The sequence below is a fragment of the Shewanella sp. 2_MG-2023 genome (assembly GCF_030548905.1).
Lineage (GTDB): Bacteria > Pseudomonadota > Gammaproteobacteria > Enterobacterales > Shewanellaceae > Shewanella > Shewanella electrodiphila.
The window spans coordinates 84884-99266 of sequence record NZ_JAUOSO010000015.1 but is presented as its reverse complement, the minus strand read 5'-3'; the positions used below and the strand labels follow the sequence as shown (position 1 = coordinate 99266).

The following is a 14383-nucleotide window of genomic DNA, read 5'->3' as shown; positions in this document are numbered from 1 at the left end:
ATTTAAGGTATTGATTAAAATATTCCTTCTTAAATGGAATTAAATTGACTGAAGCTTTAGTTATTAAAGTCAATTGACATTGACTAGAGTCAACTATAATTACTGACGAAAGAAACGGATTTATCAGATACACACTTATTCAAGTCATCAAGGAGTTTGTATGAATTTAGTGAGTAAAATAATTAGCTGTCCACACTGCGGACATAACCAACATGTGCATATCGACACCAGTTTAGGGGATCAGGAATATTATGATGATTGCCGTATTTGCTGTAATTCAATCCACATGCGCCTACAAGTTAATGATTCTAATCGAACAATTCAACTCTTTATAGATTCTGACGATGAACAGCTTTATTAATAATTAAAGCTATTCATCTTAATGTCTCCGGTTCAGCGTTATTTGATTAGATTAGCTAGGTCGATATTCGTTAATGCTTTTTTGGCAAGAATACGCTCAACAGTATCGACTATTACTTGTGTTTGGCTGTCAATTTCGATGTTAATTTTATCACCAATGATACAGTCACTTAAATTAGTCAATTTAAGTGTTTCAGGAATAAGGTGCAGTTTAAATTGATTATTCTCTAATTCTCCGACGGTTAAACTGCAACCATTAACACCCACAAAGCCTTTATAAAAAATATAATCCATCCATTTTTCAGGAACACTTAGGGTGAGATTATAATGTGAGTCAGTTTCACTTACTTCGGTTATGGTTGCCATAGCATGAATATGGCCAGATAAAATGTGACCGCCTATCTCTTTTCCAAAGGTTAACGACCGCTCTATATTAACTTTGCTACCTGGCTCAACAAAATTTAGGTTTGTAACCTGTAACGTCTCTTCCATTACATCAAAATAAACTCTATCATTCTCGAGTTTAGTGACAGTTAAACATACGCCATTATTTGCAACACTCGCACCGGTTTCTAAACCTTGTTGCAGCTCTTCTGGAATTTTGACTTCAAACGTTTTTAAACCGCTTTGCTCTTTAATCGAAACCACATCACATGTGGCTTGCACGATACCAGTAAACATATTTTCACTCGTTAGTTAAAAGGTTTTCTAATGAATCACACAGGCTTTCAGGCCAAAAAATTAATACAACTGGCATTGCCAGTATTAATTGCACAAGTTACCCAAACAATGATGGGGTTTATCGATACTGTAATGGCTGGCAGAGTCAGTGCTGTCGATATGGCTGCTGTCGCAATTGGAACCAGTTTATGGTTACCAGCATTACTTTTTGTACAAGGTCTTATTCTCGCATTTACACCTGTATTTGCCCACCACCATGGTGCGAATAACCCGAAAGCAATACAGCCATTAATGTCGCAAGCTTTTTATATTGCCATAATCGGTACTATAGGTGTTTTGCTGTTCCTCTCATTTTCAAAAACCATTTTTACAATGATGGAGCTGGATCCTGAATTAGCAGATTTAAGTGCAGGATACCTACATGGTTTTATGTGGGGTGTACCTGCGTTCATCTTCTATCAAATTTTACGAGGTTGCTCTGAAGGCATATCCTATACATTACCTACCATGGTAATTGGTTTTGTGGGTTTAGCTGTCAACATTCCCGCTAACTATATATTTATATATGGACACTTTGGTGTTCCTGCCATGGGCGGCGCAGGTTGTGGTATTGCAACAGCTTTAGTGTTCTGGGCAATGCTCATTGCTATGATGATTTACATGCAGTTTCATCAAAAGTTTAAACAAATCGCGCCTTTTAGTACATTGAACAAGCCAAACTGGAAAACCATTTGGGAAATGACTAAACATGGTATGCCGATTGCGATGGCATTGTTTTTTGAAGTTAGCTTATTTGCAGTAATTGCCCTTCTGTTAGCCCCTTTAGGCGCAACAGTGGTAGCAGGTCATCAAATTGCACTTAACTTTTCTTCTATTGTATTTATGTTGCCATTATCAATAGGTATTGCCGTTTCAATTCGCGTGGGCTACTACCTTGGTCAAGATAAGCTTGAGATCAGTAACTTGGTAACAAAAATTGGCCTATTTATCGCGTTTTCATTGGCCGTATTCACTGCAGTAATTACCGTCTTGTTCAAAACCCAAATTGCGCTGCTTTATAATAATAATCCTGAGGTTGTCGCCTTAGCGGGTAGTTTAATGTTCTTAGCTGCTTTGTATCAGTTGTCTGACTCTATTCAAGTCGTCGCAGCGGGGGCATTAAGAGGATATAAAGATACTCAGAGTGCGTTCTATATTACCTTGGTTTCCTATTGGGCTATAGGAATGACATTAGGCTATACCTTGGCAAGAACAGATTTGATTGTCCCTGCGATGGGCGCTCATGGTTTCTGGATTGGCTTAATCGCAGGATTAACCAGTGCTGCAATCCTTTTTGCCATAAGACTGCGATACATACAAACTTCAGGAAAATTAAAAGCGGTTATTTCTGATCACAGCTGATAAAGGTTAAGAGTTAAAAACCAATAAATTAATTTTCAGCATATAAGCTACGAATATTTAAGCTTATATGCTGTTATTAAGTTCAATGTGAACAGCAAATCACCACTCGAACACTTTTTTAGTTTTTTTACTTGCATCAGTCTCTGTATACCGTAATATATCGCTCGTTCCAAAGATTACATCAATTTGTTTTCTTGAAACAATACAACTGTAGCTCAGCTGGTTAGAGCACCACCTTGACATGGTGGGGGTCGGTGGTTCGAATCCACTCAGTTGTACCATCTCTAAATTTGATTTTGATATACAACTGTAGCTCAGTTGGTTAGAGCACTACCTTGACATGGTAGGGGTCGGTGGTTCGAATCCACTCAGTTGTACCAAATCAATAATTGAGATTAAGCCAGCGAAAGCTGGTTTTTTTGTGTTCAAAATTCCTAAGATTTACAAAAATATAATCAACTATTTCCACATATCATAAAAAAACCACTCAGTGATTGTTCAAAGAGTGGCTGTTTTGTCGTTTGTATAAAGGCTTATAAAGAATTCACGAAAGCTTTTAACTTCATATCTCTATCAATGAGTAACGGATAATCTGTTCGCCCCTCCATTGGCCAACCATTGCGCCAAGTTTGCTTATCACTCACGCCCCAAAACGTAACACGGCCTATGCTTTCGCTATGTTTTTTATAGATAGCAAACAAATTTTGATAGCGGGATGCTAATTGCTGCTCTACTTCAATGGGTAAACCTGCAGCGTACGGATTATATTGTTGTTGTAGTGCGACATCTAATGAAACATCAGCGCCTGCTGCTAAGTTTTCAGGAAATGGTAGGACTGAAATATCAAGCTCTGTGACCATGACATCAACACCTGCTGCTGCAAACGCGACAATTGAATCTTCAACTTCATTGAAGTCAGGATAATCGAGTGAATAATGCGCTTGCATGCCAACACCATCAATTTGAATGCCTTTTTGTTTAAGGCGATTTATCAACTTAATTGCACCTGCTCTTTTCTCAGGTTTAAACATGTTGTAATCGTTGTAATATAGTTTGGCATTAGGCGCCGATTGATGTGCATATATAAAGGCTTGTTCAATAAAGTCATCACCAATAATTTGCTGCCATTTTGATTCACGCAAACTGCCATCTTCATTAAGCGCCTCATTTACTACATCCCAAGCAAATATTTGATCAACATAACGACCAGCGACAGTTTTAATATGTGTTTCCATAACCTTTAATAATTGCTCACGATTTAAAGGGTTTCCTGCATCATCTTCGAACACCCAATCTGGCGTTTGCGAGTGCCAAACAAGAGTGTGCCCAACCAATTGTTGATTGTTGTTCATAGCAAAGTTTACTAATGCATCAGCAACGTCAAATTGATATTCGTTTGGTAGCGGATTCACTGACTCCCATTTCATCGAATTTTCAGGCGTGAAGGTATTGAAGTGTTTAGCCGCTAACAATAGCTCTGGATCGGTAGGGTTCAATACTTGAGATTTACTGATTGCTGTACCCATTTTAAAGTTTTCAGCAAATTGATTTTTTAAAATAATATCTTGAGTCAATGTTGCTGGTGCTTCAGGTTTTGATTGCTGAGTGACACCTTGGCCACTATTACAGCCTGACAGCCCTAAAACTACCGTGGCACAAGCTGCAATTAACGATTTATTGAATTTATTAATTATTTTCATTACTTTCCATGTCCAGCTATTTGTAAGTAATCTGGCCGAATATTAATGCAATACATAGACCAAACAAGGTTCATATTTGTCGTTTAATCGGATCTAATTAGTGACTGACAGTCTCTCATCCGAATAAATATTGGCTTTAATTACAGGCTCTCAATTATGCCTGCAACCAATAGCCTGCTAATACCAAGGTTAGAAATGCCTAACTAATGAGTAAAGTTTTCAGTTGGTCGCCCCTTTTTGTAAATCAAGTCCAAAGCACTCATTATGATTATTCCTATACTGCTAGGTTATAATGAGAAATCACCAAATGGTCTTTTGGACAACAAGCTAATCTAAAATAGACTATTTGGCTGCTTAATAAAACATTTATATAACATTAATTTTATATTCACTGACGATTTAACTTGAGCACCAAACGAATGATTAGAGTCGTTATCACCAATAGCCGTTAAAGCCAGTACCAAATGGCTATAAGGTTTATCAACCACTAAGATCGGGAATATGAAATAAATAACAACAATGTCTAACAGCGGCGCTAAGCATTCAGCTTGAAATCGGATGTCTAGTTAAACAGTGCCTTGAATGCAGGCTTAGGTTGGTGTTTTCTATCCCATAGCAGCGGATAATTGGTGCGGTTCGGAATTGGATAGTCATTTTTCCACGACATTCCATCATGTAATCCCCAAAATGTGACTCTATCGATCTTTTCACGCTTTGCTTTGAATATATCAAATAGCTCTGTATATCGTGCTGCTAATTTTGCTTCAATGTCAGCGGGTAAATGATTTGAATATGGTTCTAAGTAAGTTTTAAATTCTTGCTCTTGAAACTGCGGGTGCATAAACCCTTGCCCAATAACTTGCCCTTCTTTGGTAAATGGCAACACATCAATATCGAGTTCAGTTATCATCACCTTCAGCCCCAATGCTGCGTATACATCTATTGCGTCTTCGATGAGATGACGTTTAGGAAAGTTGAGCCCCCAATGGGCTTGAATCCCTATTCCATCGATCTTAATGCCCTCACGTTGGAGCATTTTAATCATTTTAACAATGCCATCACGCTTGGCCGGTTTCCAGGCATTAAAATCGTTATAGTAAAGTTCAGTATTGGGCGCATACTTGGCGGCAAAGGTATAAGCGGCTTTTGCCATTTCATCACCATTGCCGATGACATTAGTCCACACGGTTTGACGATAGTTGCCATCATCACCAATGACTTCGTTGAGCACATCCCAAGCATCCACTTTGCCACGATACCTTCCTGCAACTAACTTAATGTGTTGCTCCATACGTTCAATTTGTTGTTCTGGAGAATTTTGTTCACCATTTTTTTGTTTGAAAAACCAATCAGGGGTTTGGTTATGCCACACAAGCGTATGCCCAACGACGAACATATCGTTATTTTTACCAAAATCAATAAATTGATCCGCTGCCGTAAAGTTGAATTGATCTGGAAGTGGGTTAACGATTTCTGCCTTCATGGCATTTTCAATGGTGATGGTATTGAACTGTTTGGTGATAATTTTTGCACTAACGGGATCAAGCCCTGAGACTATTTCATCATTTACAGCGACACCAATTTTAAAATCATTTTTAAAATGTTGCTGTAAAATTTCTTTATTATTTGAGTCATTTAACGTTGCCTTTTCTTCTGCTGAGCTATGAGCTGAAAACATTATCGGAAATATTGTGACACCTAACATTGCCACCAATTGTTTTAAACCCTGATGTTTTAAAAATAACGTTTTTAAGATTTGTCTCATTCTTACATCCTTTGTATAAAATAGTGTTAGTCATCTTATTAGGATTTTCAGCTAATAGTCAATTTAACCATTAGGTTTATATTTGTTAACTTGGTGTTGCAGCGCTGCTGTAGGCCGTTAACTTTATTGCTCAAACCGATCCAAGAAATTGCATTGATGACAATACTCACTGAGACATTTTTAGAATGAATACAATAAGTAATATAATGATAAAAAGATTTTTTACATTTGGAATATTGGCCGCTTTTTCATCACATCCCATGGCAGTTGATAAGCTACACAGTATGGATATAAAAGATACAATTCCTGAAATAATAGAAACTTGTCCTAAAAACATACTGCCTCTTGCAAGTGACTTATCACCCCTGTTAATTACTTCTGAGCTAAAATTCTTAGAAGGGCCAACTTGGTCAGCGTTTACAGAGACGTTTTATTTCTCAGAAATGGATTTTAATAGCCCTCAAACAAATGGGCCAGAAGCCGCTATTTATTCATGGAGCGAACAAGACGGTATTGAACTGTTTATTGAAAATAGCGGTACCAACGGACTCTTGTCTGATGGTAAACAGTTAATCAGCATGAATCATGATACACGTTCAGTGAGTAATTTTTCGCTAACGACTAAAGAACGAGTGGTAATGGTAAATGATTATAACGACGCGCTGTTTAACTCTCCCAATGACCTTATAAAACATCCTTCTGGTGAGTTATTCTTTACTGATCCAGACTGGCAACTAAGTGAACGACCACAACAAATACCCTTCACTGGCGTGTACAAAGTCAGTGAAGATAATAAAGTTACTTTACTATCAACAAAGTTCATTAAACCCAATGGGATTAGCTTGTCTTCTGACAATAGAACCATATATATCGGAGATCACAGTCATCAAATATTTGCACATCAACTTACCAAAAATAATGAGCTTGGGGAGTTGTTGTTCAAAATAAACATTGATACACCGGATGGCATTAATGTGGATTGCGCAGGAAACATCTATGCAGCCAGTCATAATGAAGGTAATTTATATGTTTATAACCCACAGGGCGAATTACTTCAAAGCGTTTATGTCGCCCCTAAAATTACTAACTTGGCTTTTGGTGGAAAAGACTTAAAAACCATTCTAGTCACTACTGGCAATGGTTTATTTACCTTTAGATCTAATATCCCAGGTATAACTCCAACTTATTTAAATTAATCTAATGTTTAATAGTGGTGTCAATTCCTTTTCCAGTTGCAGCCCAATATATTCCGCCGTATAAATGAGCTAAGAACAGGTCATTTTGATAAACAGGTTTGATGTGACCTAATGATGTATAAAATGAGCGGCCGCCATCATAGTTCTGGTACCAAGCAATGGGATGAAAGCTTCCCATACCTTTGCCCTGCTTAGTGCCCCAATCAGCGTTAGGGTTATAACTGGTTTCATCGACAGTCAAAAGATAATTCAGTCCCGTTGAATTAGCTTCACCAAACTCATACCATTCGTCAGTCCACAGCATCTTTTCAGGCATTGACTCTAGACCAGGAAATTCACTAGACACTTTAGACAGCCTAGCTGTTTGCACCACCGGGTGTATAACGAAAGTATGCCCAACGAGTTGTTGATACCATTGCCAGTCGTATTCTGTATCTGATGCACTGTGAATACCGACAAACCCTTTGCCCGACTGTATATAGCGTTTCAACGCTTGTTGCTGCTCATTAGACAGAATATCACCTGTCGTCGACAGAAATATCACTACATCAACATTGCTGAGATATTCGTCGTTAAAGTAATGGCTTTCTTCATGCCAAATCAAATTAAAAAAATGTTTGTCAGCTAACTGTTCTAATGCGGTAACACCTGCTGGAATTGACTTATGATGCCATCCATTTGTTTTAGTAAACAACAGCACATTGAATTGTTTGTCAGGCAGAGACTCAAAGCTCGTTGCATGAGCTGATTTATTAATGGGCAGGCTTAAGACGACAAGCAAAAAAACAATCAACAAATGACTAATGGTCAAATTGAATTGAGGTATTTCGTGCTTAAAAAACGTATTCATTATCATTATTATCCTAGTTAAATTTAATGAATAGATTGGCTGTTAACCTTCCAGTCATTGGATTGGTATTGATGTCTGACTCTGGTATTACCAGGCTAGAATGCAGTAACTGACCAGGGAAAATAATCAGCCTATTTTCTTGGTATGGGATCACTTTATAACATTCAAAATCTGGATGATGCTCACCGCAATAACCACTGTGTGATATCGTAGTTACTGTCGCTTGGTATTTAGGTAAACGCCCTTCATTAATAAATTCATAGCCACTGCTTCTATGTCGATAAAATGCTGTACCACCATGTTGATATTTAGATAAGTAATGAATACAAGCAATCAGGTTTGGTTGATAAGTATCAAAATGCGGAATGGTTTGTATTAATGACAAATCAGTTTCCTGTGTTGTCAGTAACGAATAGTAGTTATCACGTGGGCTTGGAGTAAGCTCCCGAGGCAAGTTAAAAACGCTATATAAAGGCTGCATCAAAGGTTTGAGATAGGAAACCACATCAGCTTTAGACATGGCAGATCTTATTCCCGGATATTGAGTATGCTTGTCCTGTGTAAAATATGCGCCAGCAATAATGACATCACGAACAAGTGCTATATCTGCAATATAATCATCAACAATAACAATAGGTATTCTACTGTTACCAATATACTCAACACTGGGTGTAATATTAGGGTTAATACTGAACATAGCGCTTTACAGTATATTAGATTTGCAATAATTATTAATGAAATCAATATGGTTAGGCCAGCTATTAACTCGACGCTTTATAGACTGCTTAATTGTCCCTAAAAATTGTGCCAATTCTTGATCTGACATGTTATCGACAATGGGGTGATATTGTTCAGGTAACAACCCTTGGCCTAACATCACTTGTAGCCATGAAGCTTCGCCAAACAACTCTTGATCTGTTTTATACACTTGGCCACTTTGTTTAAACATATCAATTCGTTTTTGTAAGCTCTCTGGTATATCCATTTGCTTGCAGTAACGCCAAAATTCACTGTCTTGACGCTCAGTTACATGGTAATGAAGTACAATAAAATCACGAATATTTTCTATTTCTACTCGCATTTTCTGATTAAAATCATCAACAACGCCGCTTTCCATGGCTGTTGTTGGTAAATTTTGCATTAATCTTACTATGCTCTGTTGGATCAAATGAATACTGGTTGATTCTAGCGGCTCAATAAAACCACTGGATAACCCAATAGCCACACAATTTTTGTTCCAATGCTTGCGTCGTGTACCGGTGCGAAACTTTAATACCCGAGGTTCATTAAGTTGTTCACCTTCAATATTTTCCACTAACAAGGCTTTGGCTTGATCATCAGTTAAGTACTTACTACAAAATACCAATCCGTTACCCATTCTATTTTGTAGTGGAATTTGCCATTGCCAACCTGACTCTCGCGCAATAGAACGAGTATAGGGTACTAATGGTTTTGTTTGTTTAGTTTGTACTGCCACAGCACTGTCACAAGGTAACCAGTGGCGCCAGTCGTCATAACCAGTATGAAGCGCCTCTTCAATCAACAGACCTTTAAAACCTGTGCAGTCAATGAATAAGTCACCAGCAATACATTCACCATTAGCTAACGTTAATGAATCAATAAAGCCATTTTCATTATTCAAATTTACCTTGGCTATTGTTCCTTCGATACGATTTGCACCGTGCTTTTCAGCAAAGGCTCTTAAAAAGCGGGCATATAATCCTGCATCAGTATGAAAAGCATGGTTTCTATCTTGGTTAGGTAGCACTGCAAATTTACCGACACGACTTGCTACATGCTCCGGGCAATAGTCGCCGATGTCGCTAGCAACGCCTTGATTAAAGCCTTTAAGCCAAAAATGCTGAAACCCCGCAGCCCAACAACTTTGACCAATATAGCCAAACGAATGCATATAGTCTTGGTTAACATCTCGCCAATTCTCAAATGAGATACCTAACTTAAACGTGGCATTGGTAGCCGCCATAAAGTCGGCTTCTTTAATTTTTAATAAGTCATGAAACACATGCAAGGTGGGTATTGTGGCCTCGCCCACGCCTACGGTGGGGATCAAGTCCGATTCAACTAACGTCACATTAATATTTTTACCTAATAACTTCGAGAAAGCCGCTGCGGCCATCCACCCCGCAGTGCCGCCGCCAGCGATTACTACATTGGTGATTTTTTTTGTCATGTGAGTCGCCTGCAAAATTTATTAGTACTAATGGAATTTGTTTTTATAACTTATGATAAATTTGAAATAAAATCTATATAAAACAGTTTGATAAACCTATTTAAAAACACTTTAAGGAATAAAAAATGACTAGTGTGTTTGCTGCTTATTTCTAAGTTCAACCAACTTTCTTATATGGGCTTGTGAAGCAATGATCATATATATTGCTTCTAGATAACCCTCTTTGTGCAGATGCAGTACTTTTTCTGCTGCTAATTGACCCAATATATCTTCGTTAATAGTATAAAAGCCGATCAGTTGATGTTTGCTGGCATTGTTTAACTCAACGTCGATAGTGACCGCTTCCAATAACTCATATCTTGTAAGGACTTCGATAAACATTTTATTTTCATCAACACCTTGGTGAAGCAACTCCAACATATTGGCAATGTTTTCCAAATATTCACTGTTACCACCATAGGGTAGAAATAGCTCAATACCTGTTTCTTCATTCACTCTTGGAGAGTCAATATCAAGCGTAATTACACGTTGAGGTTCAGTGTTACTGCTTAGCGTTGATTGCTGCATTCCAATATAAAAAGGCATTCTTTGCATTGAGATAGGGATATAACTGGCATCCCAATGACCATCGTTTAAGAATAGATTCTCATTATTAGTGAAGCCAAATAAAGTCACTGGGGTAAATTCTCCCGTATCAGCATTCTTTTGGAACATAATCGGATAATGAGCTTGCACGGTTTTAAATTCCGCCACAAATGTTTGGGAAAACCACTGGTCATCGCCGTATTTTGCAGAACGCTCGGTAATGATTTTAAGGTCTTTATGCTCAATGTTATTGAGCAGTACATGCTTGGCCATGGGGATACCCTTTGATAATAATTGATTACTGTTGAGTCATGCGTGAATGAAGAACTAAGCATACAATTTGATGATTATTGTGATAACAATATGCATATTTAACAGCGAGTTGTGATTAGCTTTAAATTCAGTTTTTGTACTAGATTTAGATTAAGGGTGATAGCGACTGGGGGCAGCCGCTATCATTTACAGCTCGCTACTAGAACGTATAGCGAACCCCTAATCCATATCTTGCGCCAGTTTGTGTTGTTTCAAACACTAATTGGCTTTGACGACCATGTTTTCTTACGACTTCTTCAGTGATGTTAATACCTTCAGCAAAGACGGTTAGGCCCTCAACAGCAGGAATATCATAACTAACATTAAAGTCTATTTGATAATATTCTTCAGTATAAATAGGCGTAGTTAAATCACCGTTAACTCTTTTGTCTGATAAGAATTGATCGCGCCAGTTATAAGCTATACGAGCTTGAAAACCATAGTTATCATAGAACAAGACTAAATTTGCGGTATCACTTAAACCAACCAATGCTTCAGTATCTTCAAGCGAACTATCATCATATTGCAGGTCAGAATCAACCATGGTGTAGTTAGCTATCCCCCCAAAACCTGAGTCCCAAAATAAATGTTGAACGTTGAATTCAAAACCATCGATAGTATGTTCTGTATCGCCATTCACAGGGACATTAAGGTTAAATACTACACCTTCATCTGTTAATGGGTCGCCAACAATACTACCGCCATCAAGCAGTCCATCTTCATCAAAATTTGGTGTTACATTTGGATCATCTGCATAATTTTCGAAGATATAAGTTCTAATTTGTTCATTTGACGCATTAGCACCTAAAGCAGCAACTGCCGCATTAAATTTATCGCCATTAAGTGGATCTGACAAATTGAAGATATCTGATTGTTTCGATCCATAACTAATCCAGTTCGACACGTCTTTTTTGAAGTAGCCGATAGATGCATAGCTTCCTTCGTCGTAATACCACTCTGTCGATAAGTCGTAATTGATTGACTCTAATGGCTCAAGGCCAGGGTTACCTGAACTACCGGTATAACCGCTTAAGTTACCGCCGGTATTAATTGTGGTTCCACCTAGTAATGAGTTATAACCCGCACGAGAAATCGTCTTACCCGCAGCAGCACGGACACGTAATTCGTCAGTTACATCAAGATTGAAGTTAATGTTAGGTAAGAACAAATCATAATCTGCACTTTGACTTAAGGTTTCAATACCTGTTTGCCCAGTAACTGAAGTCGATGTATCTTCATTCCACTCAACACGGCTATAACCTGGTGCTGATGCTGTTGATACCACATCTGTTTGCTCGTAACGTAAGCCAACATGCACACTAAATGGCATATCAAACATGTCACCTAAGTAATTGGCTTGAATGTAAGCAGCGGTGGTTTCTTCTTCGGTAAAGCGGTTAGTATCAGCATCCCACTGGGTTGAAGCACAGAACTGGCCTTCACCATTAGGTCCAGCTGCTGCGCCTGATGCGGCCTGACAGTCACCATATAAACCATCAACATTAGCTACGGGATCTGCGTATTCTGCAGCATTAATAATTTCGTCAAAATCAGCAAAGAAAATACGATTGAATAAATCATAATCACTTTGAGTCGCTGTTCCTTCAAAATTGCCAGTGCTGTCATCAAACTTGTCTAAAATGGTGTCTTCAGTCCAATTAATATCTTCGAAATCACCTTCTTCACCCACTCCGCCCCAATCAGGACGTTGTACTTGGGTATGGCGATAGCGGTTATTGACTGTATTAACTGACACACCAAAATCGATACTTAAATCACTGTTTAAATGATACTTACCATCCAACTGAGTTTGATCAATTTCTGAAGTATATTTATCATTGGCAAACCAACTACCCGATAAACGCATGGTACTTGGATTAAAGTTCTCAATATCACCGATAGCAATACCAGGTAGGCTTCCTGTTAAATCAAGACCAGAACGAGTACGAGTATATGAAGGCAATTGAACATTGTTTCGCGTACCATGGCGTGGATCAGTTGCTTCCATATTGGCTTTAGAGCTGTGATGGTCCAGTGTTAACACTAGATCCTCAGTTACTTGCCAATCAATATTTAACCCTATTGAATCTGTGATTTCTTCACGGCCCCAAGCACCTACTGTTAATGAAGTATCTCGCAAATCTGCAGGGCTATTAATGTCATAAATTTCAGAGTATATAAGGGGGACAGCATTGGGCTCGCCAGTCCATACTGATTCACTTCGATCACCTGCATAGTTAAACCAAACTGATGCATCAGTGTGTTGCTCTTCGATAGTATTTCTAAAAGTCGTGTAATCCGCTGTAATAGTTAACGTTTCTATAGGACGGTATTGCAGCGTTAATTGACCATTAATACGTTCACGTTGACGTTCTTCAATAACATAACGTGGCTGTTGAGGGTTTGAGTAAATTCCAGATGTTGGACGGTTTGAACCACCGGCTTCACCAGCAGGAACACCACCCCAACCTGTATTGGTGTAATCACTTGCGCGATACCCCTGATCTTGAAGGAATTGTTTCATACCACTTTCGCGTTCTTGATAACTACCCGATATAGCGATACCGAATGTGTCATCAGCAAAAGTCTGTGAATATAAACCACTCAGTTCAGGCGTGACACCACCAGTCTCAGTTGATTGATCGTCAACACCTTTACCTGAAATCGTTGCTGTTAAACCAGGCGCGCTTAGTGGTTTAAAACTGGTTAAATTAATTGTCGCACCGATACCGCCAGAAGTAACACTGGCATCTGAAGTTTTATAAACTTCAACACCTGATACACTTTCTGCAGCTATATTTGCGAAATCAAAGGTTCGGCTACCTGTAGTGTTCGGTAGTTGGCGACCATTTAAAGTAATTAAATTTTGCTCTGACCCAAAACCACGTACAGTGACAGTACTCCCTTCACCGTTTGAACGATCAATCGAAACACCAGTGATACGTTGTAATGATTCAGCTAAGTTAGTATCAGGGAATTTACCGATATCTTCAGCAGAAATAGCATCGACTACGCCATTTGCTTCTCGCTTTAAATCCATTGAACGGACTAAACTGCTACGAATACCTGTAACTTGAATCACTTCTACTTCATCAGTTGCTTCATCAGCAAAACTGTTTTGTGTTGCAGCCATAGAACCTAGTGCTGCTAGAATTGAAGTGGTTATTATCTTTTTATTAAACATTTCACTCTCCCCTCGCTTCGTTATTGCCAATATGGCAATGACTCCTTTTTGAATTAGTAACTTCCCCAGAAGTCACTAATTTCTTGATTTAAAAATCCAATAAAGAGTACTAACAAAGACGGCAATCGATTTCGTATGTTATTAAATCGTTAAATTCA

11 protein-coding genes and 2 tRNA genes are annotated in these 14383 nt (G+C 38.4%); 5 read left to right on the top strand and 8 right to left on the bottom strand.

All coding sequences use genetic code 11. The features are described from left to right. Positions 1-160 precede the first annotated feature (160 nt). Positions 161-361 (top strand): CPXCG motif-containing cysteine-rich protein, encoded by a 201-nt coding sequence (locus Q4600_RS15405; RefSeq protein WP_102527293.1) that lies wholly within the window; start codon positions 161-163, stop codon positions 359-361. Positions 362-399: 38 nt separating this feature from the next. On the opposite strand, the gene Q4600_RS15400 is transcribed toward Q4600_RS15405, so the two are convergent. Continuing rightward, positions 400-1041, bottom strand: coding sequence for a riboflavin synthase subunit alpha (locus Q4600_RS15400; RefSeq protein ID WP_102527292.1), 642 nt, complete (start codon positions 1039-1041; stop codon positions 400-402). A gap of 30 nt (positions 1042-1071) precedes the next feature. Between Q4600_RS15400 and Q4600_RS15395 the strand changes: the two genes are divergently transcribed. The 3 genes from Q4600_RS15395 to Q4600_RS15385 all read left to right on the top strand — a co-directional run bounded on the left by Q4600_RS15395 (position 1072) and on the right by Q4600_RS15385 (position 2822). Beyond that, positions 1072-2442: an MATE family efflux transporter gene (locus Q4600_RS15395; protein WP_303517141.1), complete on the top strand. Its 1371-nt coding sequence runs from the start codon at positions 1072-1074 to the stop codon at positions 2440-2442. Between the two features lie 204 nt (positions 2443-2646). Then, positions 2647-2723: transfer RNA gene (locus tag Q4600_RS15390), tRNA-Val, on the top strand. 22 nt (positions 2724-2745) lie between these two features. Next, positions 2746-2822 (top strand) — tRNA-Val (locus Q4600_RS15385). A 153-nt stretch (positions 2823-2975) separates the two neighbouring features. Here the strand turns inward: Q4600_RS15385 and Q4600_RS15380 are convergent. Together Q4600_RS15380 and Q4600_RS15375 are read right to left on the bottom strand one after the other, a co-directional pair. Further along, positions 2976-4142 carry an endo-1,4-beta-xylanase gene (locus Q4600_RS15380; protein ID WP_303517142.1) on the bottom strand — a complete coding sequence of 389 codons (1167 nt, stop codon included), beginning with the start codon at positions 4140-4142 and terminating at the stop codon, positions 2976-2978. Positions 4143-4704: 562 nt separating this feature from the next. Next, the gene (locus Q4600_RS15375; protein WP_303517143.1) at positions 4705-5907 is read right to left on the bottom strand and encodes an endo-1,4-beta-xylanase; all 1203 of its coding nucleotides are present in this window, start codon (positions 5905-5907) and stop codon (positions 4705-4707) included. Positions 5908-6113: 206 nt separating this feature from the next. Here Q4600_RS15375 and Q4600_RS15370 point away from each other — a divergent pair, with 206 nt between their 5' ends. Continuing rightward, positions 6114-7103 carry an SMP-30/gluconolactonase/LRE family protein gene (locus tag Q4600_RS15370; RefSeq protein ID WP_303517144.1) on the top strand — a complete coding sequence of 330 codons (990 nt, stop codon included), beginning with the start codon at positions 6114-6116 and terminating at the stop codon, positions 7101-7103. Between the two features lies 1 nt (position 7104). Here the strand turns inward: Q4600_RS15370 and Q4600_RS15365 are convergent, their stop codons facing one another. The 5 genes from Q4600_RS15365 to Q4600_RS15345 form a co-directional block, all read right to left on the bottom strand. Continuing rightward, positions 7105-7953 carry a ThuA domain-containing protein gene (locus Q4600_RS15365; RefSeq protein ID WP_303517145.1) on the bottom strand — a complete coding sequence of 283 codons (849 nt, stop codon included), beginning with the start codon at positions 7951-7953 and terminating at the stop codon, positions 7105-7107. A 13-nt stretch (positions 7954-7966) separates the two neighbouring features. Then, entirely contained in the window at positions 7967-8650 is a 684-nt protein-coding gene (locus tag Q4600_RS15360; protein WP_303517146.1) for a DUF6445 family protein, read from the bottom strand. A gap of 6 nt (positions 8651-8656) precedes the next feature. After that, a complete protein-coding gene (locus Q4600_RS15355; protein WP_303517147.1) occupies positions 8657-10144 on the bottom strand; it encodes a tryptophan halogenase family protein in 1488 nt (495 codons plus the stop codon). Between the two features lie 129 nt (positions 10145-10273). After that, the gene (locus tag Q4600_RS15350) at positions 10274-11002 is read right to left on the bottom strand and encodes a SapC family protein (RefSeq protein ID WP_303517148.1); all 729 of its coding nucleotides are present in this window, start codon (positions 11000-11002) and stop codon (positions 10274-10276) included. 199 nt (positions 11003-11201) lie between these two features. Further along, positions 11202-14174 (bottom strand): TonB-dependent receptor, encoded by a 2973-nt coding sequence (locus Q4600_RS15345; protein ID WP_303517191.1) that lies wholly within the window; start codon positions 14172-14174, stop codon positions 11202-11204. Positions 14175-14383: the final 209 nt, after the last annotated feature.